General features: G+C 67.3%; 21 protein-coding genes, 1 pseudogene and 1 riboswitch. Of the genes and pseudogenes, 9 read left to right on the forward strand and 13 right to left on the reverse strand.

Going from position 1 to position 23,364, the window contains the following annotated elements:
* Window positions 1-138: 138 nt before the first annotated feature.
* The 3 genes and pseudogenes from V3B25_RS11535 to V3B25_RS11545 form a co-directional block, all read left to right on the forward strand.
* Window positions 139-426: pseudogene (locus V3B25_RS11535) on the forward strand (metal-dependent hydrolase); the annotation flags it as partial.
* Entirely contained in the window at window positions 423-1,808 is a 1,386-nt protein-coding gene (locus V3B25_RS11540; RefSeq protein WP_049425009.1) for an FAD-linked oxidase C-terminal domain-containing protein, read from the forward strand. The pseudogene V3B25_RS11535 and the gene V3B25_RS11540, both read left to right, overlap by 4 nt.
* 341 nt (window positions 1,809-2,149) lie before the next feature.
* Window positions 2,150-2,335: a hypothetical protein gene (locus tag V3B25_RS11545; RefSeq protein WP_032128040.1), complete on the forward strand. Its 186-nt coding sequence runs from the start codon at window positions 2,150-2,152 to the stop codon at window positions 2,333-2,335.
* A 230-nt stretch (window positions 2,336-2,565) separates the two neighbouring features.
* Here V3B25_RS11545 and thiL read toward each other — a convergent pair whose 3' ends face one another.
* From thiL to V3B25_RS11570, 5 genes are all read right to left on the reverse strand, one after another.
* Window positions 2,566-3,528: a thiamine-phosphate kinase gene (thiL, locus tag V3B25_RS11550; RefSeq protein ID WP_080355461.1), complete on the reverse strand. Its 963-nt coding sequence runs from the start codon at window positions 3,526-3,528 to the stop codon at window positions 2,566-2,568.
* A 204-nt stretch (window positions 3,529-3,732) separates the two neighbouring features.
* Window positions 3,733-4,212, reverse strand: coding sequence for a transcription antitermination factor NusB (nusB, locus tag V3B25_RS11555; protein WP_005408062.1), 480 nt, complete (start codon window positions 4,210-4,212; stop codon window positions 3,733-3,735).
* Complete coding sequence (gene ribH / locus V3B25_RS11560) at window positions 4,209-4,676, reverse strand: 6,7-dimethyl-8-ribityllumazine synthase (protein WP_005408061.1); 468 nt, start codon at window positions 4,674-4,676, stop codon at window positions 4,209-4,211. The genes nusB and ribH overlap by 4 nt, the downstream gene beginning before the upstream one ends.
* 184 nt (window positions 4,677-4,860) lie before the next feature.
* The gene (ribB, locus tag V3B25_RS11565) at window positions 4,861-5,961 is read right to left on the reverse strand and encodes a 3,4-dihydroxy-2-butanone-4-phosphate synthase (RefSeq protein WP_329810692.1); all 1,101 of its coding nucleotides are present in this window, start codon (window positions 5,959-5,961) and stop codon (window positions 4,861-4,863) included.
* A complete protein-coding gene (locus V3B25_RS11570; RefSeq protein ID WP_329810693.1) occupies window positions 5,958-6,584 on the reverse strand; it encodes a riboflavin synthase in 627 nt (208 codons plus the stop codon). Before V3B25_RS11570 ends, ribB begins: the two co-directional genes overlap by 4 nt.
* A 74-nt stretch (window positions 6,585-6,658) precedes the next feature.
* A riboswitch (FMN riboswitch) is annotated at window positions 6,659-6,804 on the reverse strand.
* Between the two features lie 187 nt (window positions 6,805-6,991).
* Between V3B25_RS11570 and V3B25_RS11575 the strand changes: the two genes are divergently transcribed.
* The 3 genes from V3B25_RS11575 to V3B25_RS11585 all read left to right on the forward strand — a co-directional run bounded on the left by V3B25_RS11575 (window position 6,992) and on the right by V3B25_RS11585 (window position 9,179).
* Window positions 6,992-7,612 (forward strand): hypothetical protein, encoded by a 621-nt coding sequence (locus V3B25_RS11575; RefSeq protein ID WP_329810694.1) that lies wholly within the window; start codon window positions 6,992-6,994, stop codon window positions 7,610-7,612.
* Window positions 7,613-7,764: 152 nt separating this feature from the next.
* On the forward strand, window positions 7,765-8,649 hold the full coding sequence (locus V3B25_RS11580) for a hypothetical protein (protein ID WP_329810695.1): 885 nt from the start codon (window positions 7,765-7,767) through the stop codon (window positions 8,647-8,649).
* Between the two features lie 158 nt (window positions 8,650-8,807).
* Entirely contained in the window at window positions 8,808-9,179 is a 372-nt protein-coding gene (locus V3B25_RS11585; RefSeq protein WP_329810696.1) for a hypothetical protein, read from the forward strand.
* A gap of 35 nt (window positions 9,180-9,214) precedes the next feature.
* Here the strand turns inward: V3B25_RS11585 and ribD are convergent, their stop codons facing one another.
* The 6 genes from ribD to V3B25_RS11615 form a co-directional block, all read right to left on the reverse strand.
* Complete coding sequence (gene ribD, locus V3B25_RS11590) at window positions 9,215-10,300, reverse strand: bifunctional diaminohydroxyphosphoribosylaminopyrimidine deaminase/5-amino-6-(5-phosphoribosylamino)uracil reductase RibD (RefSeq protein ID WP_049462849.1); 1,086 nt, start codon at window positions 10,298-10,300, stop codon at window positions 9,215-9,217.
* A 131-nt stretch (window positions 10,301-10,431) separates the two neighbouring features.
* A complete protein-coding gene (nrdR, locus tag V3B25_RS11595; RefSeq protein ID WP_004143350.1) occupies window positions 10,432-10,953 on the reverse strand; it encodes a transcriptional regulator NrdR in 522 nt (173 codons plus the stop codon).
* 149 nt (window positions 10,954-11,102) lie between these two features.
* A complete protein-coding gene (locus tag V3B25_RS11600; protein WP_049462848.1) occupies window positions 11,103-11,552 on the reverse strand; it encodes a hypothetical protein in 450 nt (149 codons plus the stop codon).
* 27 nt (window positions 11,553-11,579) lie between these two features.
* A complete protein-coding gene (locus V3B25_RS11605) occupies window positions 11,580-11,999 on the reverse strand; it encodes a hypothetical protein (protein ID WP_049462847.1) in 420 nt (139 codons plus the stop codon).
* Between the two features lie 83 nt (window positions 12,000-12,082).
* Window positions 12,083-13,336 carry a serine hydroxymethyltransferase gene (gene glyA / locus V3B25_RS11610; RefSeq protein ID WP_010481990.1) on the reverse strand — a complete coding sequence of 418 codons (1,254 nt, stop codon included), beginning with the start codon at window positions 13,334-13,336 and terminating at the stop codon, window positions 12,083-12,085.
* A 189-nt stretch (window positions 13,337-13,525) separates the two neighbouring features.
* Complete coding sequence (locus V3B25_RS11615) at window positions 13,526-13,999, reverse strand: RcnB family protein (protein ID WP_329810697.1); 474 nt, start codon at window positions 13,997-13,999, stop codon at window positions 13,526-13,528.
* A gap of 253 nt (window positions 14,000-14,252) precedes the next feature.
* Here V3B25_RS11615 and ettA point away from each other — a divergent pair, with 253 nt between their 5' ends.
* The 3 genes from ettA to V3B25_RS11630 all read left to right on the forward strand — a co-directional run bounded on the left by ettA (window position 14,253) and on the right by V3B25_RS11630 (window position 18,404).
* Window positions 14,253-15,917, forward strand: coding sequence for an energy-dependent translational throttle protein EttA (gene ettA / locus V3B25_RS11620; RefSeq protein WP_005408049.1), 1,665 nt, complete (start codon window positions 14,253-14,255; stop codon window positions 15,915-15,917).
* A gap of 83 nt (window positions 15,918-16,000) precedes the next feature.
* Window positions 16,001-17,317 (forward strand): NCS2 family permease, encoded by a 1,317-nt coding sequence (locus tag V3B25_RS11625; RefSeq protein ID WP_262083098.1) that lies wholly within the window; start codon window positions 16,001-16,003, stop codon window positions 17,315-17,317.
* Between the two features lie 82 nt (window positions 17,318-17,399).
* The gene (locus tag V3B25_RS11630) at window positions 17,400-18,404 is read left to right on the forward strand and encodes a DUF4434 domain-containing protein (protein WP_193391275.1); all 1,005 of its coding nucleotides are present in this window, start codon (window positions 17,400-17,402) and stop codon (window positions 18,402-18,404) included.
* Here V3B25_RS11630 and V3B25_RS11635 read toward each other — a convergent pair.
* Both V3B25_RS11635 and V3B25_RS11640 read right to left on the reverse strand, forming a co-directional pair.
* The gene (locus V3B25_RS11635; RefSeq protein WP_329810698.1) at window positions 18,398-21,220 is read right to left on the reverse strand and encodes a hypothetical protein; all 2,823 of its coding nucleotides are present in this window, start codon (window positions 21,218-21,220) and stop codon (window positions 18,398-18,400) included. The two genes, V3B25_RS11630 and V3B25_RS11635, sit on opposite strands and share 7 nt — an antisense overlap.
* A complete protein-coding gene (locus V3B25_RS11640) occupies window positions 21,217-23,364 on the reverse strand; it encodes a glycosyl transferase family protein (protein WP_329810699.1) in 2,148 nt (715 codons plus the stop codon). Before V3B25_RS11640 ends, V3B25_RS11635 begins: the two co-directional genes overlap by 4 nt.

Here is a 23,364-nt window from a genome sequence, read left to right on the forward strand (position 1 = left end):
TCGGCGCTTCTGTGCCAACCAAGGTTGGCACCTACCGAAGAGGCAATGGCACGCTCTGGTAGTGGCCGACCTTGGTCGGCGGTTTCGTGCCAACCAAGGTTGGCACCTACCAAGGCAGGGCCAACGGTGGCATCGACCCTCCAAGCGGCGGTGTTCGTCTTCGTCTGCGCCGCCAGCCATCCGTTGCTGGATGCGATGACCTCCGGCGGCCTCGGTGTCGCCCTGGCCTGGCCATGGAGTGAGCAGCGCTTCTTCGCGCCGTGGCGACCCATCCGCGTTTCACCCTTCGCCCCGCAGTTCTTCAGCGCGCGGGGCGTGGCCACCCTGCTCTCTGAACTGCGCTGGGTGTGGCTGCCACTGGCTACCGCCGTTGTTGCCTGGAAACTGATCCAACCCGCTCCTGCTGCCCCACGAGATCCGTCATGAGTCCTGCCCTGCCTGCTGCCCTGGTTGCCGAACTGTCTGCCCTGCTGGGCGCGGAGGGCTGGCGCATGGATGACGGCGCGCTGGAGGCGAACGCGCAGGACAACTCATGGCGTCACCAGCGCCCGGCGGCGGTGGCGCTGCCAGCCGACATCGAACAGGTGCAGGCTTTGGTGCGGGCCTGCCGTGCGCATGGCGTGGCCCTGGTCGCACGTGGCGCTGGTACCGGCACCACCGGCGCGGCGGTGCCGCTGCCCGGCAGTATCGTGCTGTCGTTCACCCGCATGGACCGCATCGTCGAGATCCGCGCCGGTGACCGTTGCGCGGTGGTGCAACCGGGCGTGCTCAACGGCGCCCTGCAGCAGGCGCTGGCCCCGCATGGCCTGTTCTGGGCGCCGGATCCATCCAGCGCCGAGATCTGCAGCATCGGCGGCAACCTGGCCTGCAATGCCGGCGGCCCGCGCGCGGTGAAGTACGGCACCAGCCGCGACAACGTGCTGGGCCTGGTTGCCGTTACCGGCACCGGCGACGTGATCCGCTGCGGCGGTGCCTACACCAAGGACGCCACCGGCTATGACCTCACGCATCTGCTGGTGGGCAGCGAAGGCACGCTGGCACTGATCGTAGAAGCCACGCTCAAACTGACCCCGTTGCCAGTCAGCCAGGCCGGCCTGCGTGTGCTGTACCGCGATGCCGATGCTGCTGCGGCCGCCGTGTCGCGGTTGATGTCGCAGCCGGTGGTACCCACCCGTCTGGAGTTCATGGACGCACGCAGCCTGGAGCTGCTGCGGCTGAATGGTGCCGACGTGCCGGAGGCTGGTGCGATGCTGCTGGTCGAAGCCGATGGTGACCACGACACCCTGCCCTACCTGCTGCAGGCACTGGCCAGCGCCGCTGAAGGCGACGGCATGATCGAACTGGATGTGGCGATGGAAGGTCGTGCACGCGATCAGCTGTGGGCCGCACGCAAGGCGCTGTCGCCCGCGCTGCGCAGCGTTGCGCCGGGCAAGATCAATGAGGATGTGGTGGTACCGGTATCGCGCATTCCGGATCTGGTCGCCGGGGTACAGGCGCTGGCACGCGAGTACACGTTGACCATCGTCACCTTCGGCCATGCCGGCAACGGCAACCTGCACGTCAACATCCTCTACCACCCGGATGATGCCGACGAGAACGCGCGCGCGCACGCCGCGCTGCCAAAGATCTTCGAGCTGACGCTGGCGTTGGGCGGCACGCTGTCGGGAGAACACGGCATTGGCCTGGCCAAGCGAGATTTCATGGCGAAGGCCTTCACCGCAGAAACGCTGGCGACGATGCGAGCGATCAAGGCCGCGCTGGACCCGGGCGGCATCCTCAACCCCGGCAAGGTGCTGCCGCCGGTGTAGTGCCACTGCCAATGTGTTGACGACGACCCGCAGGAGCCCTCCCCAGCTGGAGGCGTCGCACTGTACCCGCTACGGACCTTCACGCTGCCAGCCGTCAACTGAAGCTCCATCCGGTGTCCAGTGTGCTTTGCAACTTGTTGCATGGGAAAACTGCTCCTTTGCCAGGAACATATCGCCAACAGCACCACACAGCTCTGACCCGCGCCCGCCGTGAGCGCCAGCTGCCTGGTCCAGCGAGCCTGCAGTGACAGCACCATCGGCCTCTCTGTGAGCCGTTGGCAACCGCCGAACGGGTTGGGTCGAAGCAACAGCGCCCACGCCCTGCGAACAAGGATGCCGAGATGTACAAGCCTCTCTATCCCCATGTCATCACCACTCTTGGCGAAGCCGCTGCGCGCCTGCCACATGACCTCGCGCCGATCCTGGAGCAGGCCCTGGCAGCGGTCAACGATGCGCGGTCGCTGGCAACGGTCACGTGTGAGTCCTGCCTGCAGCAGCGTCGCGGCAGGCAGCCGCAGGCTGACTGAGTACTGGGTGTGCAGTTGCAGGCAGCTTAGCGACATCTGCAGAGCCGAGCCCATGCTCGGCTGCCATGGGGCACATCGCGATGAAAGCCGCGCTTCGCGCGTGAGCCGAGCGTAGGCTCGGCTCTGCAGCGTCGATGTCATCCAGCAACCGCGCACCGATACGGCAGCACCCGGTCATGCCCGGCGGTTTCAGTCGCGTGGCAGCGCCGGGCCATGCCCGGCGTCATCAATCAGACGAAGTGCTGGTATCCGCCGTCGGCGGCTTCGCCATCCACATGCACGCCCTGCCCTTCGGCAATGCGACCGATGCGGGTGAGCGGCACGTCCAGCGATTCGGCCAGGTAGTGCAGCGCGTCGCGCTGGTCGGCGGCGGCGGTGAAGCACAGTTCGTAGTCGTCGCCACCGCGCAGTGCGCAGTCGCGGGCGCCATCGCGGCTGAGCAGCTCGCGCAGCGCGCGCGAGATCGGCAACGAATCGGCATCGACATGTGCAGCCACGTTGCTGCGCCTGGTGATGTGACCCAGATCGGCCAGCAGGCCATCGGACACATCCACCGCCGCGTGCGCGAACGCACGCAGGCGCAGGCCCAGGGTCACACGCGGCGTCGGCCGCAGCAGGCGCAGGCGCAGGCTTTCGTAGTCGGCCAGCAGCGTGGCGGTGGCGATGCTCAGCGCAGCTTGCTGCCATAGGCGCAGCGCACCGGCGGCATCGCCGAGCGTGCCGCTTACCCAGATGTCATCGCCCGCCTGCGCGCGGTCGCGACGCAGCGCCTGGCCACGTCCCACCTGGCCCATCGCGGTCACCGACAGCGACAACGGACCGCGCGTGGTGTCACCGCCGATCAACGCAATGTCGTGCTGATCGGCCAGGGCGAAGAAGCCATCGGCGAACGCATCGATCCAGTCTTCGGAGGCTTCCGGCAGCGACAACGCCAGCGTGCACCACGCCGGGCGCGCGCCCATCGCAGCCAGGTCCGACAGGTTGACCGCCAGGGTCTTCCAGCCGATGTCGAAGGCCGGGGTTTCCACCGGGAAGTGCACGCCGCTGTTGAGCGTGTCGGCAGTGACCACCAGTTGCTCATTGGCACGCGGCTGCAGCAGCGCAGCGTCGTCGCCGATGCCGAGCAGGATGTCGTCGCGCTCGAGGGTACGGGCGCGGATGCGGTCAATGAGGGCGAATTCGGCCAGGGACATGGGGCGTTCCCGCTGTTGTACGTGCCGCGCGGTGCGCGGTGGGCGGTAGTGGCGGGGGGGGGGGGGGGCGCCCCCGCCCCCCCCCCCCCCCCCGCGCCCGGCCCGGCGCCCAGCGCGGCGGGGGGGGCGGTCGTGCGCGCCCGTGCGGTCCAACACCTCTACCCCGCCCGCCCCCGCCCCCCCCCCGGCACTACCACAGGTGGGTCAGTGACCCGATTCGACCTTCCGCCATTCCACGGCGGCACGATCCAGCACGCCGTTGACGTAGGTATGGCCATGCTCGGAACCGAAGCGCTTGGCCGATTCGATGGCTTCGTTGATCACCACGCGGTACGGCACGTCCAAGCGGTAGCGCAGCTCGTACGCCGCCAGGCGCAGCACCGCGCGTTCGATCGCGTCCACTTCTTCGATGCCACGGTCCAGGTACGGGCCGAGCGCTTCGTCGATGTCGCGGCGGTTGTCGAGCACGCCGTGCAGCAGCGCCTCGAAGTACGCCAGGTCGGCGATTTCGCGGGCCTGCTCGTGGGCGAACTGGGCGATCAGCGACTGGGCGTTGCCGCCGGAGATCTGCCAGGCGTAGATGGCCTGCACAGCACGACGGCGCGCGCGCGAGCGCAGCACCGGATCGACGCCATCACGGCGGACGGGTTTACCGGAGGGCTTGCCCTGGGTGTTCTTGTTCATGGCAGCTGCTCCAGAAGATTGACCATTTCCAATGCGGCGAGTGCGACTTCCTCGCCCTTGTTGCCGTGGCTGCCGCCTGCGCGGGCCTCGGCGTCTTCAACGCGTTCCACCGCCAGCACGCCGTTCAGCACCGGCACGCCGAAGTCCAGCTGCACGCGCATCAGGCCTTCGGCGCAGCGATCGGCCACGTGCTCGTAGTGGCGGGTATCGCCACGGATCACGCAGCCCAGGGTAAGGATGGCGGCGTGTTCGTGGGCGGCGGCCAGGCGCGCGGCCACCAGCGGCAGTTCCCAGGCACCCGGCACGCGGATCACGTCAATGTTGGCTTCGGTGATGCCGTTGCCAGCCAGGCTCTGGCGGGCGCCAGCGACCAGCGTGTCGGTGATGCGGGCGTTCCAGCGGCTGGCCAGGATGGCGAAGCGCGCCGATTCGGGAGTGCGAAGATCGCCTTCGAAGTGGCTCATATGCGGCTTGGGGGGACTCGATAAGGGGGTAATTCTAGCGTGGATGGGCCCCGGCCGTGGCCGATGGGGGCCCGGGGGGGGGGGGGCGGGGGGGGGGCCCCCCCCCCGGGGGGGGGGGGGGGCCCCCCCCCGGGGGGGGGGGGGGGGGGGGGGGGGGCGGCGCGCGCGCCCCCGGCACTACCCATTACAGGGTCACCGTCTCCACCACTTCCAGGCCGTAGCCGGCCAGGCCGATCTGGCGGCGCGGGGTGCCCAGTACGCGCAGCTTGCCCAGGCCCAGGTCGGACAGGATCTGTGCGCCAGCACCATTGCGGCGCCACTGGCTCACGTCCTTGTCCTTGCCCGGTACCACCGGCGCCGGCTGCTGCCGCAGGCGGGCCAGCAGGGCCTCGCCGTCGCGCGGGGCCGACAGCACCACCATCGCGCCGGCGCCTTCGGCATCGATCGCGCGCAGGGCATCGGTGGCAGCCACGCCGAAGTCATCGCGGCGCCAGTGCAGCAGGTCGGCCAGCGGGTTTTCCACCTGCACGCGCACCAGGGTCGGCGTTTCGGCATCCGGGGTGCCGCGCACCAGGGCGAAATGCACGTCGTGGGCGATGCGGTCGCGGTAGGTGACCAGCTTGAACGGGCCGAACTCGGTCTCGATCTCGCGCTCGTCCACACGCTCGACGGTCTTTTCGGTGGCCAGGCGGTAGGCGATCAGGTCGGCGATGGAGCCCATCTTCAGACCGTGCTCGCGGGCGAACACTTCCAGTTCCGGGCGGCGTGCCATGCTGCCATCCGGGTTCAGGATCTCCACCAGCACGCCGGCCGGTTCCAGCCCGGCCAGCATGGCCATGTCCACGGCCGCCTCGGTGTGGCCGGCGCGGGTCAGCACGCCGCCCGGCTGGGCGATCAGCGGGAAGATGTGGCCCGGCTGGTGCAGGTCCGACGGCTTGGCGTTGGGCTTCACCGCGGTACGGATGGTGTGCGCGCGGTCATGCGCCGAGATGCCGGTGGTGACGCCCTCGGCGGCCTCGATGCTGACCGTGAAATTGGTCTGGAACTGCGCGGTATTGGCCTGCACCATCGGCGCCAGGCCGAGATCGGCGGCGCGGGTGCGGTTCAGCGGCAGGCACACCAGGCCACGGCCATGGGTGACCATGAAGTTGATGTCGCTGGCCTTGACCAGCTCGGCGGCCATGATGAGGTCGCCTTCGTTCTCGCGGTCTTCGTCATCGACGATGACGACCATGCGGCCCAGGCGGATGTCTTCCAGGATCTCCGGAATCGGGGCGAAATTCATGCTGCATCTCCATGCGGGTGCTGACAGTTGGCCGGCACACTGATCAGGCGCTCCACGTATCGGGCCACCAGGTCGATTTCAAGGTTGACCGCACTGCCCACGCCTGCGGCGGAGAAGGCGGTGTTGGCCACCGTGTGCGGGATCAGGGCGACTTCAAAACCTTCATCGTCCACTTCGTTGACGGTGAGGCTGACGCCGTCCACGCAGATCGAGCCCTTCTTGGCGATGTAGCGGCGCAGCGAGGCCGGAGCTGCGAAACGCCAACGCTGGGCACGCGCGTCTTCGTGGATGGACAGCACCTGGCCGAGGCCGTCGACGTGGCCGCTGACCAGATGGCCGCCGAGGCGGTCGGTCGGGCGCATGGCGCGTTCCAGGTTGATGACCGCACCCTCGCCCAGCTGGCCCAGCGTGGTCAGGCCCAGGGTCTCGGTGGAGGCATCGGCCTGGAAGCTGCTGGCGTCGAATGCGATGACGGTGAGGCAGACGCCGTTGATGGCAATGCTCTCGCCCATCTGCACGTTGTCGAACGGCAGAGTCCCGACATTGAAGGTGAAGCGGACATCGCCGCCGATGGATTCGCGTGCGGCCAGACGGCCGACGCCTTCGATGATTCCAGTAAACAAGTAACGTTCTCCGCGAAAAGTGAGCGAAAAACGCCGCAAGGCAAACAGGCGCACGCAGGGCATGAGCCCTGTGGCACCGTCTTCTTTCATCCGGACTATGACCGTCGGCTCCGGCATTGGACCGGATCTGCTGACCCCCGGCCGTGGGCCGGGGCGCTCGCGGGCTCGTGCTTGCGCACCTACCGCCGGTGGGGAATTGCACCCCGCCCTGAAGACGTTTGTGTACCGGCGAACCGGCGTGGCTAGTGTACCAGCCCGTGCTGAACGGGGTCGGATGCCACAGCTGTGACGGCCGTCGCTCGCAATTTGTAAAACTTTCATTAAAATTCTGCCCCGGACGACATGAGGTCGCCACGGGCAGCCCGCTGGGCATGCCCGCCAAAGGACTGAAATTCACAGGAATTCCCATGCGCAAGATGCTGATCGTGGCCGCCCTGCTGGCCGCCGCCCCGCTCTCGGCTTCGGCCGACGCCCTGAGCTACACCTACGTTGAAGGCGGTTGGACGCAGGTCAAGGTTGACGACAACGCACTGGACGACCCGAAGGTCGACGGCGGCTACCTGCGTGGCTCTGTGGCCATCGCCGAACAGGTCTACGTGTTCGGTGGCTGGTCGCGCACCAGCAAGACCTATCACTACAGCGACGGTTCGCTGAAGGTTGAACTGAATCAGCCGGAGCTGGGCATCGGCTACCACATGCCGTGGACCGACCGCGTCGACTTCACCGCCGACATCGCCTGGGTGCGCCAGAACGCCGAGCTGACCGATCGTTATGACGGCTACAGCGACCGCTACAAGGACCATACCAACCTGGCCCGCGCCACCATGGGCATCCGCGGCAAGCCGTCGCGCATGACCGAAGCCTGGGCCAAGGCCGGTTACATGGACGGCGGCAACAACTACAAGGGCACCTGGGTCGGCACCCTCGGTGGCCAGATCAACTTCACCAGGACCTGGGGTCTGGTGGGCGAGATCTCCGGCTACCGCGACGTCACCCAGTACTCGGCCGGCGTCCGCGCCAGCTTCTGATCCAGCGATCGCTCCTCGTCGTGCGATCGAACGGGCCCCGCAAGGGGCCCGTTTTTTTGGCCGGCATACACGACCTCGTGACCCCATCGCGCCATCGAAAGTCCACGCAGATGCGCTAGGCTTGCGCGCCTCTGGAACAGGAAAACACCGTCATGAAGACCCCCACCCGTACTCTGCTGGCCAGCATGCTGCTGTGCGCCCCGCTGATCGCCACGGCCGCCCCGGCCACGCTGTCGCCCGAACAGGCGTTCGACCTGTATGCACGCACCCTGCTGGAAGACGACGCGACCGCCACGCGCGCGCTCAACGACGCACTGAAACCGGCATTCGAAGGCCAGGACGCTGTGACCCCGAACCCGGGTGCGCTGGCCAAGGCATTGGCCGAACCCTGGCAGACCGTACTGGCCAGCACCGGCGCCAAGGTAGACGCTGCAGCCACCGAAGCGCTGTATGCCAAAGCGCTGCGTGATTCGAAGTGCCGCGCGACCAAGAGCGTGATCGAAGACAACGAATACGTTGAAGACCAGAAGCTGGCGCGGATCACCTACAGCTGCCAGCTGCCCGACCTGGGCAAGGTGCGCCCGCTGTTCGCCGCCAGCCTTGCATCCCACGCTAGCCCGGCCTCGCGCAAGCAGTTCACCGATGCCTACACGCAGGCGCTGCAGAGTGGCGCGCGCGTGCCGGTCATCGGCACCTTCACCCTGTACCCGGCCAAGGACAACGGCTACTGGTACAGCGGCAACTTCGATGACCTGGTGGGCACCGTGGCCGGTGCGCTGGCACCGTTCGAGGACTGGATGCAGGACGCGCAGGCGGCCAACGCGCCGAAGGTGACCGGCGTACCGGGCTGCGACCTGTTGCTGCAGCAGCATCGTGCCTGCGTGGCGAAGGTCGCACCGGACCAGATCAGCGGCGTGGACGCCATGGCCGAGGAACTGAAGGCCAAGGCCCAGGTGCAGTCTGCCGATGAGATGACGCAGGAATGCAAGGCGCTGCGCCCGATCGCCGAGATGATGTGGACCGACGAGTGCGCGTGAGCCTCGTGTAGAGCCGAGCCCACGCTCGGCTCATTGTCGCCGACGACGAGGGCGGCCGCACTTTCAGAACCGTTGCATGGCCCTGCGTGGCCTGCATGGTCAATGCTGTTGCCCTCTTCCATCGGGGCAACCGCATGAAACACCGCACGACGTCGACCATGGTCATGTTGCTGACGCTGCTGGCGCTTGTGGCGTGCGGGCAAGCCAAAGCTCCCAAGTCCAGGATTACGACCTTCTCGGTCATCCCAGCGGTTGCCTTCGAGTCAACCCTGCTGAGCGACAGGCAGCTGGATGCGTGGATGAGCGAAGACGACGACTGCCACGCGTTCCTGATGTATCACGATCAGTGCGCAGTGCTGGTATTGCCGCATGAGTACGACGACGGTTTTACCCGTCACCAGCTGCGATTGAAGGCGAGGAAACTGCCGGGCGAGGCACTGCGCGCGTACTGCCGCAACCTGCATGGGCTGTGGAAGCAGCAGTGGAAGGGCCAGTGCCCCGTCGGCGAAGAAGACGACGAGGAAGCCTGACGACAAGGGCATCGCCCCTGCTTCGCGTCATTCCCTCACGGGCGCAGCAGCAGCCTGATGTCCTCACCGACCTGACGCTGGTCAACCACGCGCAGGCGGCGCTGCTGGTCCATGGCATCGATGCCGAGGCCAGCCAGCAGCGGGCGACCGGTATCGCCCAGCAGCGTGGGCGCCTGATACAGCAGCAGTTCGTCCACCCAGCCGCCGTGCAGCAAGGCACCGGCCAGCGTCGCGCCGGCTTCGGTATGCACCTCGTTGATGCCGCGTTCGGCCAGCAGTGCCAACACCGCGCCAAGATCGAGACGGCCGTCAACACTGGGCACGCTGGCGAATTCGGCATCGGCCGCATCCGGTGCACTCACTGCAGCATCGTGCAGGTACAGCGTCGGTGCCCCGCCCTCGCGCACGCGGCTGCATTCGAGCGAACGCAGGCGCGAATCGAGCACCACGCGCAGTGGCGGCATCACCTCGGTGTCCGCCAGGCGCACGGTCAGCATCGGATCGTCGGCCAGCACGGTTTCGGCGCCGGTCAGGATCGCACCTGCGCGCGCGCGCCAGTGCTGCACGTCTTCGCGCGCGGCCGGGCCGGTGATCCACTTGGAGCTACCATCGGCCATCGCGGTGCGACCGTCGAGGCTGACCGCCAGCTTCACCCGCAGCCACGGCCGGTTGCGCTCCACACGCGACAGGAAGCCCTTGTTGAGCTCACGTGCCTGCGTCGCCATCAGCCCTTCAGCGACTTCGATGCCGGCATTGCGCAGCAGATCGAAGCCACCCCCATCGACCTTCGGGAACGGATCGCGCATCGCGGCAACGACGCGCGACACACCCGCTTCGATCAAGGCCAGCGCACACGGCGGTGTGCGCCCGTAGTGCGCACAAGGCTCCAGGGTGACGTAGGCGGTGGCACCGCGCGCCTCGCTTCCTGCCTCGCGCAGCGCGAACACTTCGGCGTGCGGTCCACCGGCACGCTGGTGCCAGCCCTGCCCGACCACGCGTTCGCCGTGGGCGATCACGCAGCCGACCATCGGGTTGGGGCGGGTGGTGTAGGCGGCACGCTCGGCCAGACGCAGTGCGTTGGCCATGTGCAGGTGGTCGAGAACGGAGAACGGGGCGGTCATGCGGCCATGGTAGCGCCGTTGGTGGCGGTGTAGATCCACGCCATGCGTGGATGGGCGCCACTGTGCCAACCAAGGTTGGCACCCACCGAAGCAGATATCTGTGCCAACCAAGGTTGGCATCTACCGGGGCGTCAGCCCTTCTTCTTCTTGGTCAGGGCGATCACGTCGCCCAGCAGCTGCAGCTGTTCGGTACTGGATGGCAGGTCGCGCTCCAGCTTCTCGATCTCCTCGCGGAAATCGGCCACGTCCTCGAAGCTGCGGTAGACCGACGCGAAGCGCACATAGCCGACATGGTCGAGCTTGCGCAGTTCGTTCATGACGAACTCGCCGACCTTGATCGAGGGCACTTCGCGCTCGCCGCTGATGCGCAGCTGGTGGACCACGGCGCGTACCGCCGCTTCGATCTTGTCTTCGGCCACCGCACGCTTCTGCAGCGCGCGGTCGAAGCCAGCGCGGACCTTTCGCTGGTCGAATGCTTCACGGGTGCCATCGCTCTTGACGATGGCGGGCAGTTTCAACTCCACCGTTTCCATGGTGCTGAAGCGCTCGCCACAGGCTTCGCATTCACGCCGACGACGGATCGTCGCGCCGTCTTCGGAGACGCGCGAGTCGATGACCCGGGTATCGGCATGTTGGCAGAAGGGGCAGTGCATGGAACGCCTGGCTCAGGAAAGTACCTATTGCCACGGTCATGGCAGCGTCGCAAAGGTACCTGAGAAAGGGCCCCGCAGCAAATGCTGTCTGCGCGGAAGTGCCTGCATTTCGGCCGAACAGAACCGCCAGCGCGGTCAGCGCTGCGCGTTCAACCGGGTGCCGGCGGCGCCGAGGCCGCGCGCGCCCAACGCAGCCACGCCAGATGCCCTGCCATCACCAACAGCGGCGGGCCGAACCCGAAGAAGGCCAGGGTCGAGATCTCCCCGCGCTTGAAGGTGAAGTACAGCGTGGCGGCGACCACGCCCAGCGCGGCCAGGCTTCCCAGCGCCAGGCCTATCCAGGCGACAACCGGCGATTGGCGCAGGCCGGTAACACCGCGCCACAGGAACAGGCCGCTCAGCCACAACCACGACAGCAGGCCGATGATCCCGGCCGACGACCACAGCAGCAGGATCCTGTACTCGTCACCGGTCAGGTACTTGCCATCCCATACGACCATCAGACCCAGCACGGCACCCGTGCCTCCGGCGGCCACCGTGGGCAGGCCCACCAATAGGCCGGCAATGGCCATCCAGCGTTTGTGCAGACGCTCATCCATGCGTTCGGTTTCCTTCCCTGGGCCGCATCATCCGCAGCGTTTGATCCACACCAGCATCGCAGCCGGCACCAGCATCGACGGGCCCAGCAGCAACAAGCCGAGGCCTTCGCCGTGCACGGCGATGCCCCACCACAGCGCCAGCCCCAGCGGGGGCAAGGCGGCGAGACCGCCCGCCAGCAGCATCCACCACCAGAGGCGGTGCACGTGCAGCCCGGCACGCCCCTGCAACAGAAAACCCGCGCTCAGCCACAACCAGGCCAGGCAGCCGGCAATGCCGGCCAGGCCCCACAGCGGCATCACCGTTACCGAGACCAGCGTGCCATGACCAAACTGGCCCAGCCCCATCAGCAACAGCATCGTCGCCGCCGCGCCGCCCATCGCCAGGCTGGGCAGGCCGAACAGCACCGCCAGCGCGGCGTAGAGGTACTTGAGGTGGCGCTCATCCATGCGCGGTTGCTCCGATACCGGGGTCAGAGCCCTTCCCTGCGGGAAGGGATCCGACCCCTGCTTCGATCCGACCCCTGCTGCGATCAGCCGTAGACCGGGTACTTGCGGCACTGCGCGCTGACGGCGTCGCGCACGCGGGCGATGACGGCGTCATCGTTCGGTGCGTCGAGCACGTCGGCGATCCAGTTGGCCAGGTCCACGCAATCCTGTTCGACGTAACCACGGGTGGTCACCGCCGGGGTGCCCAGGCGCAGGCCCGAGGTCACGAACGGCGAACGCGGATCGTTCGGCACCGAGTTCTTGTTGACGGTGATGTGGGCCTTGCCCAGCGCGGCTTCCGCGTCCTTGCCGGACACGTCCTTGCCGATCATGTCGACCAGCATCAGGTGGTTCTGGGTGCCGCCGGAGACGATCTTGTAGCCGCGCGCGATCAGCGTGTTGGCCATCGCCTGGGCGTTCTTCACCACCTGCTGCTGGTAGGCCTTGAAGCCCGGTTCCAGCGCTTCCTTGAAGGCCACGGCCTTGCCGGCGATGACGTGCATCAGCGGACCGCCCTGGATGCCCGGGAACACGATCGACTGCAGCTTCTTGACCAAGTCTTCGTCGGCGCCCTTGGCGACGATGATGCCGCCACGCGGGCCGCGCAGGGTCTTGTGGGTGGTCGAGGTGACCACGTGCGCGTGTTCCAGCGGGCTGGGATAGACGCCAGCAGCAACCAGGCCGGCGACGTGGGCCATGTCGACGAACAGGTAGGCACCGACCTTGTCGGCGATGGCGCGGAAGCGCGCCCAGTCGATCACCTGCGAATAAGCCGAGAAGCCAGCCACGACCATCTTCGGCTTGTGCTCCAGGGCCAGGCGCTCGACTTCGTCGTAATCGATCAGGCCCTGGTCGTTCACGCCGTACTGCACGGCGTTGAACAGCTTGCCCGAGGCATTGACCTTGGCACCGTGGGTGAGATGGCCGCCGTGCGCCAGGCTCATGCCGAGGATGGTGTCACCCGGCTGCAGCAGGGCGAAGTACACGGCCTGGTTGGCCTGCGAACCGCTGTGCGGTTGCACGTTGGCGTAGTCCGCGCCGAACAGCTGCTTGAGGCGGTCGATCGCCAGCTGCTCGGCGATGTCCACGTATTCGCAGCCACCGTAGTAGCGCTTGCCCGGGTAGCCTTCGGCGTACTTGTTGGTCAGCTGGCTGCCCTGGGCTTCCATCACCGCCGGGCTGGTGTAGTTCTCGCTGGCGATCAGCTCGACGTGGTCTTCCTGGCGCTGGGTCTCAGCGGCGATGGCCTTGGCCAGTTCGGGATCGTAGGATTCGATGCGGACGTCACGCGGGAACATCGGGTACTCCAGCAGGCAGGGAAAAGGGGGTACGGCTCAGCCCCCGATTGTAGCCCCGCGCCGGGCTGCCGGGGCCGAAACGGACGGGGCCGGCATCCCCGAAGGAATCCGGCCCCGTATGGTTTCGATTGATGGTGTGGGGTCAGAGCCCTTTCCGCTGGAAAGGGATCCGCCCCCCGGCCGCGATCCTCAGCGGCTGCTGAGCACGTACTGGGCGATCACACCGGTGGCGATGGCGACCAGCAGCATGTTGCCGCGGTCGTCGCGGATCCAGTGATGGCCATGCGGCGGGCGACGCAGGTGGTAGCGCGGGTAGTCGTTCACCACGTAGACCGGGCCGCGGTAGTAGTCGCGATAGCGGTGACCCACCTTCCAGCCGTAGCCGGGGCCATTGGCCGGGCGATAGACCACGCGCGGCGGTGCCGGGCGGTAGTAGCGGTCATGGTCGCGGTGCCATTCACGGCGGTCATGGCGGTAGTCGCGCCGGGCTTCACGGCGGTCGCGCTCCCAGTCACGGCGGTCATGGCGCCACTCGCGGCGATCCTCGCGCCACTCGCGGCGGTCATGGCCACGGCGGTGGTCGTCGTCGGCGAAGGCCGGGGCCACGGCACCGAGCGCCAGTACAGAGGCCACGGCGCTGGCCATTACTCGATTGATGCGCATGTCAGACCTCTGCTTGGGTGGGTGGTGAGCCCATATTGCGCACCCGATCTGAACCGTTTCCGGCTGGAAACGCTTCCTGCTGCAGGACTGTGACGCGGTATTCAGGCCGCGGCCAGCCCGGCGCCCCCTCCCGGGCGCGGCCCGGAACCGGTTCCGGCTATAATTGGCGGTATTCCATTTCAGTCTGTGCCCGCTGCCGCAACGGGAGGTTCCCGTGACGGGTCGGGTGCAGGACCGCGCCTACGGAGACCGCATGTCCTCGCAATACATCTACACCATGAACCGCGTGTCCAAGGTGGTCCCGCCCAAGCGGCAGATCATCAAGGACATCTCGCTGTCCTTCTTCCCGGGCGCGAAGATCGGCCTGCTGGGCCTGAACGGCGCCGGCAAGTCCACCGTGCTGAAGATCATGGCCGGCGTGGACACCGATTTCGAGGGCGAAGCCCGCCCGCAGCCGGGCATCAAGGTCGGCTACCTGGCGCAGGAACCGGAACTGGACCCGACCAAGACCGTGCGTGAAGCGGTCGAGGAAGGCGTGGGCGAAGTGCTGCAGGCCCAGGCCGCGCTGGAAGCGGTGTACGCCGCCTACGCCGAGGAAGGCGCCGACTTCGACGCGCTGGCCAAGGAACAGGAGCGCCTGGAAGCGATCCTGGCCGCTGGCGACGCGCACACCCTGGAAAACCAGCTGGACGTGGCCGCCGATGCGCTGCGCCTGCCGCCGTGGGATGCCATCGTCGGCAAGCTGTCCGGTGGTGAGAAGCGCCGCGTGGCGCTGTGCCGCCTGCTGCTGCAGAAGCCGGACATGCTGCTGCTCGACGAACCGACCAACCACCTCGACGCCGAGTCGGTGGAATGGCTGGAACAGTTCCTGGCGCGCTACACCGGCACCGTGGTGGCGGTCACCCACGATCGCTACTTCCTGGACAACGCCGCCGAGTGGATCCTGGAACTGGACCGCGGCCGCGGCATTCCGTGGAAGGGCAACTACACCGACTGGCTGACCCAGAAGGATGAGCGCCTGAAGCAGGAAGACAACCAGGAAAAGGCTCGCCAGAAGGCGATCCAGAAGGAACTGGAGTGGTCGCGCCAGAACGCCAAGGGCGGCCGCACCAAGGGCAAGGCCCGTCTGGCCCGCCTGGAAGAGCTGCAGTCGGTCGATTACCAGAAGCGCAACGAGACCAATGAAATCTTCATCCCGCCGGGCGAGCGCCTGGGCAATGCGGTGATGGAGTTCAAGAACGTCTCGAAGAAGTTCGGCGATCGCCTGCTGTTCGACAACCTGAGCTTCCTGGTGCCGGCCGGCGCCATCGTCGGCATCATCGGCCCGAACGGTGCCGGTAAGTCGACCCTGTTCAAGATGATCACCGGACAGGAAAAGCCGGACACCGGCGAGATCGTGGTCGGCCCGACGGTGAAGCTGTCCTACGTGGACCAGAGCCGCGACGCGCTGGAAGGCAACCACAACGTCTTCCAGGAAATCGCCGGCGGCCTGGACATCCTCAACATCAACGGCATCGAGATCCAGTCGCGCGCCTACATCGGCCGCTTCAACTTCAAGGGCCAGGACCAGCAGAAGATGGTCGGTTCGCTGTCCGGTGGTGAGCGTGGCCGCCTGCACATGGCCAAGACCCTGCTGCAGGGTGGCAACGTGCTGCTGCTCGACGAACCGTCCAACGACCTGGACATCGAAACCCTGCGTGCGCTGGAAGATGCGCTGCTGGAGTTCCCGGGCAACACCTTCGTCATTTCGCATGACCGTTGGTTCCTGGATCGCATCGCGACCCACATCCTGGCGTTCGAAGGCGACTCGCACGTGGAGTTCTTCCAGGGCAACTACCGCGAGTACGAAGAAGACAAGCGCCGCCGCATGGGCGACGACGCTGCGCCGAAGCGCCTGCGCTTCAAGGCGCTGAAGTAAGGCAACAGGAAAGGCCGCGCTCGCGCGGCCTTTCTCCTTCTGTGGGTCGCCTGCTTGCTGGCGACACCTTTGCGAGACGCCCCATGTCCCTGTTCGAGCGCCTGTTCCAGCTGCAGCAGCACGGCACCACCGTGCGCACCGAGCTGCTGGCCGGTGTCACCACCTTCCTGACGATGTCCTACATCGTCTTCGTGAACCCCGAGATCCTCGGCACCACCGGCATGGATGCGGGTGCGGTGTTCGTGGCCACCTGCCTGGCCGCCGCGCTGGGTTCGGCGGTGATGGCGCTGGCCGCCAACTTCCCGGTCGGCATGGCACCGGGGATGGGCCTGAACGCGTTCTTCGCATTCACCGTGGTCGGTGCCGCCGGCCTGCCGTGGCAGCAGGCATTGGCGGCGGTGTTCATCTCCGGCCTGGTGTTCCTGGTGCTGTCGCTGACCGGCGTGCGCGCATGGCTGGTGTCGGGCATTCCTTCGTCGCTGCGCTCGGCGATCGTGGCCGGCATCGGCCTGTTCCTGGCGATCATCGCGCTGCAGAAGTCCGGTGTGATCGTCGGCAATGAAGACACGCTGGTGGCGCTGGGCCCGTTGAACACGGCGCCGCCGCTGCTGGCGCTGGCGGGTTTCCTGTTGATTGCGGTGCTGGAAGCACGCCGGATCCGCGGCGCGATCCTGATCGGCATCCTGGCAGTGACCGGCGCCGGCTGGGCGCTGGGCGACGTGCAGTACCAGGGCCTGGTCTCGCTGCCGCCGAGCCTGGCGCCGACCTTCCTGCAGCTGGACCTGCCGGGCCTGCTGCACCATGACGGCGGCGCGCCGATCGCGGTGCTGCTGCAGGTGGTGCTGGTATTCGTGCTGGTGGAAGTGTTCGATGCCACCGGCACGCTGTACGGCGTGGTCGGTCGCGCCGGCCTGCTGAAACTTCCGGGCGCGCAGAAGCGCTTCGGCCGTGCGCTGCTGGCCGACAGCACGGCGATCGTGGCCGGCTCGATGCTCGGTACCAGCAGTACCACCGCGTTTGCCGAAAGCGCCTCGGGCGTGCAGGTAGGTGGCCGTACCGGCCTGACCGCACTGGTGGTATCGGCACTGTTCCTGGCCGCGCTGCTGTTCTCGCCGCTGGCGGCGATGGTGCCCAGCTATGCCACTGCGCCAGCACTGCTGTTCGTGGCCGGGCTGATGCTGCGTGAGCTGGTGGAAGTGGACTGGAGCGACCTGACCGAATCGGTGCCGGCCGCGCTGTGTGCGCTGGCGATGCCGTTCACCTACTCCATCGCCAATGGCCTGGCGTTCGGCTTCATCGCCTATGCCGCACTGAAGGCCGGTACCGGGCGCTGGCGCGAAGTGCATCCGGCGGTGTGGCTGGTGGCGGTGCTGTTCACCCTGCGCTATGCGTTGGAATAAGCGGTAGGTGATGCCGGCCAGCGGCCGGCACTACCGGGCGGTGGTTCACCTGCCGCGCACGGTGCTCTGGGATGATGCGGGCATGGTTCGGCCTGACCTTCCCGCGGATCCGTCTTCGCCGTTGCGCCGCCGGTTGCTGCGCGCGGCAGTGCTGGCACCGCTGGCCGCTGCGCTGACCACCCTGCCCGGCTGCTCGTTGCCGGTGCAGGTCGATGGCACCTTCCTGCAGCCGTGGCGCAGCCACCTGCAGTGGGGCCTGGCCGACTGGCAGCGATCCTTGAAGCTTGCACGTACGCTGAGCTGCCGGCAGCTGGTACTGCAGTGGACCGGCATCGTCGGCGGCAGCGATGGCGACTGGTCGTTGCCGGACAGCAGCCTGCGGCAGCTGTTCACCGCCGCCAGCGAGAACGACATCCGCATCCGTGTCGGCCTGCCCTTCCAGCAACGCTGGTGGCAGGCCATTGGTGCCGACGATGCCACGCTGCAGGCCTTCCTGGCCGACAGCCTGGCGCACGCACGCCAGTGGTTGGCACAGGCGTCCTGGGCGCAGCAACCCGCCTTCGGGGGCTGGTACCTGCCCTACGAACTGGAGCAGTACCACTGGGCCGATCCGGCACGCCAGCAGTGGCTGGCACAGTGGCTGCACGGCCTGGTACAGGCCACCAGCGCACGCGGCGGTGACTGTGCGATCTCCTGTTACTTCAGCCGCCTGCAGACCGATGGCAACCTGATCACGCTGTGGCAGGCGGTACTCGCGCACGCGGCCGTGCGGCCCATGGTGCAGGACGGCGTGGGGGTGGCCGGCGCCGGCAACGTGCAGCAGCTGCAACCGCTGCTCGATCATTTCCACGCACACGGCATCGGTTTCGATGCGATCGTTGAACTGTTCCGCGAACTGCCCGGCGGCCCTGCCGACGGCAGCGGATTCAAGGGCGAAACGGCCGATGCCGCGCGCATCCAGCGGCAGCTGGCCTGGGCACGCGACAGCGGTGCGCAGCACGTGCTGGTCTATGCGCTGGAGCCGTGGCTGACCCAGGACACGCCGCAGGCCGCGGCGCTGCGACGACGCTGGGGCCTGCCTCAGTAGTAGAGAATGGCGGTGGCGAACAGGCCCTTGGCGCGCTGCGTATCACCGCCGCCGATCGCAAAGCGGTACTGCACGGTCAGATCCAGGTAGGAACGCGGCGTGTTGTAGTGGTCCTCGCGGAACCAGTAGCGCACGCCGACGCCAGGCCCTGCGCCAAGTGACCAGCTGCGCTGCGTATCGTTGAGCGCGAACGACTGCGCCGGGAACGGCGGATAACGGATGTCGCGCACGCGCGAGCGCTGGTCCAGCCAATCGGCGCCAACCACGACATAGGGTGTGACCACCCAGTGCGTCTGCCCGGCACCGAAACGGAAGCTGCGCCCGGCGCGCAGTTCACCGGCAGCGAACCACTGTTCGCGATGCAGGCGCCCGTTGGCGTCGCCGATCCGCCGCACCGGCGTGCCGTTGGCATCGAGCGCGTCGAGGGTGAAGGTGGCACCGTTGTCGTCCCAGGTATATCCCCCCTGCGCATAGCCACTGACCATCCACCACTGGTGCACATCGGTGCGCAGATCGGTGCCGTGGTAATAGCCGTAGGTCAGGTAGGACATCCATCCACCGGAACCGCTGGCCAAGCGGTAGCGCGCCAGCGTGCTGGCTTCCAGTGGCCGGTTCAGGGCCAGCTGCAGGCGGCACTGCACCGCTGCCGATGCGGGGTAGACCTCGCCCTGGCGGGTGGCACTGCCCAGGAACTGGCGGCGCTCGATGCCGGCGCTCAAACCGGTCTGGCCAAAGGCGTAGCGCAGGCCGAACGAGGCGATGGTGGACGGCCAGCCGGTGGTCGAGCGCGAATGACTGAGGCGCTCGGCGCGTGCACGCGCATCCGGCGTTGATTCGCCGGTGCACGGATCCACCGCACGGATCGACTCGTAGGTGCCGCCCTCGTCGTACAGCGTGTTGAGCAGGCGTGCGTAGAGCTCCAGCGTGCCATGCTGGTCGTTGAAGGCCGGGAGCCGCCAGAACGCCTCCAGCGCACTGAACACCGAATCGCCGGGCGTACTGATCGCCGCACCGCCGACATTGGTTGCGGCCTGGCGCGCACCCCGGAAACCCGCCGAGGCGACCACGCCCCACTCGCGTGAATAGTTGGCGATGGCATTGCGTACGTTGTAGCGCTGATGCTCATCCAGCGGCAGCTCACCGACGTCGGCGCGGTCGATGGCGCTACGCAGCAGTGACACCGCCTGTGGATGATCGCCGTTGGCTGCGCTGGCGTAGGCCTGGTCGAGCACCACGCTTTTCGGTGCCTTGCCCGTGGCCTCGGCGGCACGGAAGTCGGCCAGTGCGCGCGCCGGTTCGTCGGCCTTCTGGTTGAGGTAGCCGCGTTGCATCAGCGCCCCCGCGTCATCAGGACGCTGCGCCAGTGCCGCATCCAGGCGCTGCCGTGCTTCGTCCTGCTGTGCGCGGTTGCCCGCTGCCAGCGTGGTGGTCAGCAGGGCTTGCAGGTTCGCGTCGTCCGGTGCGAGTTGCACGGCCTGCCGTGCCTCACCGATGGCATCGGTGTAATCCTGGCGCGCGTAGGCAGCATAGGCACGCTGTGCGGCACCGCCGTCGCCCTGCAGGTCGGCCGGCATCAACTCGCAGACATTGCCTGTGTCGCCCGACTGGCAGTGCTGGAACGGCGCCGGATAGGTCTGCGCGCTCATACGCGGAAGCTCGCGACTGGAGCGGATCGCCCGGCTGCGTTGCTCGATGCCCTGCTGCAGAAGCTGCCGTGTCCGTGCATCGCCTTCAGCTGGCGGTACCGCCGCCTGCAACGGTGCCAGCAGTGCAGCAGCGCGTACCCGATCACCTGCGGCCAGTGCCGCATCCACCGCCAGCAGTCGCACGTTGCGCTGCTGCGCGGTTGATCCCGGCGTGGCAAGCGCGGCGTCGAAATCTTCATTGGCCCGCAACGTGCTGCCCTGGCGCTGGCGCAGGTAACCGCGCATGACCCGTGCATTGAGGTCGTTGGCATCTACCTGCAATGCCTGATCAGCACTGTGCTCAGCGTCGGCCAGCTGATCGCCCTGCAGCTGCGCGGTGATCAATAGCAGCCGGTATGAAGCCACGTCGGGGGCCAGTTCCACGGCAGCGTGTGCCTGCTCAATGGCGGCGGCATCCTCGCCTCCGGACAGCGATTGATAGGCCTGCTGGGTCTGCAGCAGGGCGCGTTGGCGACCCAGTGCCACGCGCCGCGCGCGCAGCGCCTCGGCATTCGGTGCACCCAGCTGCAGCGCGGTGCCGATGGCGGCGTCGGCCTGTTCGGGCTGTTGCTGTGCCTCCAGTGCCGCCACCCACAGCAGGGCCCATGCGCCCTGTTTCGGCTGCTGCCGGAACGCCTGCTCGGCCTTGCTGGCGGCGATGCCCATCTGCCCGGCGCCGTAGGCCGCATAGGCTTCGGTTGCCAGCATGTAGGCCTGCCGGTTGTTGCGGTCGGCCGCTGTTGCGGGTGCACGCGGTACCGCTGCGCTACGCGCCGCACCTGTGGCCGTCCTGGGCGCAGCGGCGGCCAGCGCCGGCAAGGCCGGATCCTTCATCCCCGCGTCCAGCGCACGCCGCGCCTGCTGCTGCGCTTCTGCACCCCGCCCCAGTTTCTGCAGCGCATAGATCTGCAGCAGGCGCAGCCGCACCACGTCCGGGCGCAGCCGGATCGCTTCAGTGGACTGCTGGTAGGCCGCGGAGTAGTCACCACGCTCATAGGCGGCAAACGCCTGTTCGGCGATACGGTAGGCAGCTCCAGACAATGGCAGCTGCGCATCGGCCTGGGCCTGTACCGATACGCTGGCCGTGGCCAACGCGACGGCAATGACGGTGGACAGCAGCGTGGTCTTCATGCCGGCAAGGCTCCGGGAGGCGGTGACTGCAGCGCGGCCGCACGTCGACGCTGCTCCTGCATGGCCTGGGCCACGGCCTCCTCGGTGGTGATGCCCTGCTTGACCAGGTAATCGCCGATGCGGCCGTCGCGCTGCGGCATGTAGTCGTCCAGTGCGATCTCGAAGCGCGCGTGGTCGATCAGGCGCATCTCCACCAGCAGGTCGCCCAGCAAGGGCACGTTGTCCAGGTGCCACTGCCGGTCGCCACCGATCAGGCGCAGGCCCGCGTTGATTTCGCTTTCGCGGGCGATGCTCTGTTCGACGTGCTCGCTGCGGGTTTCCTGCTTCAGCAGCGCCAACGCCTCTTCGGGCAATGGGCTGGCGACGGCCAGCCGCAGGGTGCCTTGCTGGCGCGGTGGCAGCGGCAGCATGCGCCATTGCACGCAGGCATCGGCACTGACCGGGAACTGGCAGGCGCGCAGGTAGTCCACGTCGATGACCGCGCGTGGCAGGTCGCCCTGGAAGGCGATCGCCTCGGCCAGCGTTTCATCATCCAGCCAGCCCTGGGTGAGCAGGATGCGGCCCAACGGCTGCTGGCGGCCTGCCTGCTGCTGATCCAGCGCCTGCTGCAGGCGTTCGGGTTCCACCGCCTGCCAGGTGCTCAACAGCTCACCGAGCTGCTTGCGGGTCTGCACCAGCTGCGCCGCATCCGGGAAGTCGTGCATGGTCTTGTCCCAGACCATGCGCTTGCCGAACAGCAGGTAGGCCAGGAACACCTTCCACGCGCGTGGGGTGGCCATGAAATTGATCATGTTGCCGACCACCATGCGCGGGATCGACATCAGCGCATGCTCCCAGCCATACAGCCGGTTGACGAAGTAGAAGCGCTGCACGACGCGGGTGGCCAGCGCCGCCGTGGTCAGCAGCGCCACGTTCATCTGCCAGGTACCGGCCTGGAACACGCTGGGAAACTGCATCGTCCACAGCCCGGTCATCTTCAACAGCCAGAACAGCAGCAGCTGCAGGAAGATGACGTAGGCGATGATGCTGACGAACGAGGTGATGATGCCCTTGCGGTCGCGCGCCAGCAGGTACTTGGTGGCCAGCGAGCCGCGCCAGCCCAGCGACTCCCAGCTCTGCAGGCCGATGCCCAGCACCCACCGCGCCTTCTGCCGGTACGATGCGCGGAAGTTGTCGGGGAAGTACTCGCGCACGCACAGCGCCATCTGCTGGGTGCGCTCGCGTACCGGGCCCCAGCCGAACCAGGACGGGCGACGCACGCGGAACTGCACCGGGAAGCGCGCGAAGATCGACTGCATCCCCATCGCCGCCAGCCGCGCACCGACGTCGTAGTCCTCGGTGAGGCTGTCGGTGTTGAAGGGCTGGTTGTCGGTCTGCGCGCTCAGTGCCAGCAGCGCGCGCCGCGAGAAGCAGGTGCCGACGCCCGCCGACGGCACCATGCCGGAAACACTTTCACGCACCACCAGATCCTTGGCATGCCATTCGGCAAACTCGTCCATGTAGACGCCGGCCACCAGTTCGTACCACTCGCGGTCCAGCGAGGTGACCGGCAACTGGATCATGTCCTTGCGCGGCAGCAGGTAGTTGTAGAAGCGCAGTTCCATCGGGTGCAGCACGTCCTCGCTGTCGTGCAGGATCACCCCGGCGAACTCGATGTCGTGGCGTTTCTCGTAATCGAAGATGGCCAGGATCAGCCAGTTCAGGCAGTCGGCCTTGCTGGTCGGCCCGTCATGCGGCACTTCCACGCGGCGCAGGCGCTTGTAGCGGCGGCGCATGCGCTCCACTTCGTCGATGGTCTGCTGGTCGTTGGGATAGGTGCCGACGAACACCACGTACTCACGGTAGTCGAGCACGTTGATCATGTTCTCCACCATCTGCGCGATGACGTCGTACTCCATCCACGCCGGCACCATGATCGCCAGCGGCTGTTGCGGCCGCTGCATCAGGTCTTCCTGGGTCAGCGGCCGGTACGCCTCGCGACGCTTGATGGTGAGCGCCCGCCAGCTCTCGCGCACCCAGTACCAGACATCGATGAACAGGTCATCGAGGCTGGAGATCAGGATCAGCACGGCCACCGCCGCCGCCGTGGTTTCCAGGGCAGCGTAGTAGTTGGCCAGCTGGATGTTCCAGAACAGACCGTCCAC

Origin of the sequence: Stenotrophomonas sp. SMYL8 (assembly GCF_036320065.1) — a bacterium.
Lineage (GTDB): Bacteria > Pseudomonadota > Gammaproteobacteria > Xanthomonadales > Xanthomonadaceae > Stenotrophomonas > Stenotrophomonas maltophilia_A.

Excerpts from the sequence above, each read along its gene's own strand:
- V3B25_RS11540 (WP_049425009.1), top strand. The coding sequence starts at position 423 with ATGAGTCCTGCCCTGCCTGCTGCCCTGGTTGCCGAACTGTCTGCCCTG.
- V3B25_RS11545 (WP_032128040.1), top strand. The coding sequence starts at position 2,150 with ATGTACAAGCCTCTCTATCCCCATGTCATCACCACTCTTGGCGAAGCC.
- thiL (WP_080355461.1), bottom strand. The coding sequence starts at position 3,528 with ATGTCCCTGGCCGAATTCGCCCTCATTGACCGCATCCGCGCCCGTACC.
- nusB (WP_005408062.1), bottom strand. The coding sequence starts at position 4,212 with ATGAACAAGAACACCCAGGGCAAGCCCTCCGGTAAACCCGTCCGCCGT.
- ribH (WP_005408061.1), bottom strand. The coding sequence starts at position 4,676 with ATGAGCCACTTCGAAGGCGATCTTCGCACTCCCGAATCGGCGCGCTTC.
- ribB (WP_329810692.1), bottom strand. The coding sequence starts at position 5,961 with ATGAATTTCGCCCCGATTCCGGAGATCCTGGAAGACATCCGCCTGGGC.
- V3B25_RS11575 (WP_329810694.1), top strand. The coding sequence starts at position 6,992 with ATGCGCAAGATGCTGATCGTGGCCGCCCTGCTGGCCGCCGCCCCGCTC.
- V3B25_RS11580 (WP_329810695.1), top strand. The coding sequence starts at position 7,765 with ATGAAGACCCCCACCCGTACTCTGCTGGCCAGCATGCTGCTGTGCGCC.
- V3B25_RS11585 (WP_329810696.1), top strand. The coding sequence starts at position 8,808 with ATGGTCATGTTGCTGACGCTGCTGGCGCTTGTGGCGTGCGGGCAAGCC.
- ribD (WP_049462849.1), bottom strand. The coding sequence starts at position 10,300 with ATGACCGCCCCGTTCTCCGTTCTCGACCACCTGCACATGGCCAACGCA.
- nrdR (WP_004143350.1), bottom strand. The coding sequence starts at position 10,953 with ATGCACTGCCCCTTCTGCCAACATGCCGATACCCGGGTCATCGACTCG.
- V3B25_RS11600 (WP_049462848.1), bottom strand. The coding sequence starts at position 11,552 with ATGGATGAGCGTCTGCACAAACGCTGGATGGCCATTGCCGGCCTATTG.
- V3B25_RS11605 (WP_049462847.1), bottom strand. The coding sequence starts at position 11,999 with ATGGATGAGCGCCACCTCAAGTACCTCTACGCCGCGCTGGCGGTGCTG.
- glyA (WP_010481990.1), bottom strand. The coding sequence starts at position 13,336 with ATGTTCCCGCGTGACGTCCGCATCGAATCCTACGATCCCGAACTGGCC.
- V3B25_RS11615 (WP_329810697.1), bottom strand. The coding sequence starts at position 13,999 with ATGCGCATCAATCGAGTAATGGCCAGCGCCGTGGCCTCTGTACTGGCG.
- ettA (WP_005408049.1), top strand. The coding sequence starts at position 14,253 with ATGTCCTCGCAATACATCTACACCATGAACCGCGTGTCCAAGGTGGTC.
- V3B25_RS11625 (WP_262083098.1), top strand. The coding sequence starts at position 16,001 with ATGTCCCTGTTCGAGCGCCTGTTCCAGCTGCAGCAGCACGGCACCACC.
- V3B25_RS11630 (WP_193391275.1), top strand. The coding sequence starts at position 17,400 with ATGGTTCGGCCTGACCTTCCCGCGGATCCGTCTTCGCCGTTGCGCCGC.
- V3B25_RS11635 (WP_329810698.1), bottom strand. The coding sequence starts at position 21,220 with ATGAAGACCACGCTGCTGTCCACCGTCATTGCCGTCGCGTTGGCCACG.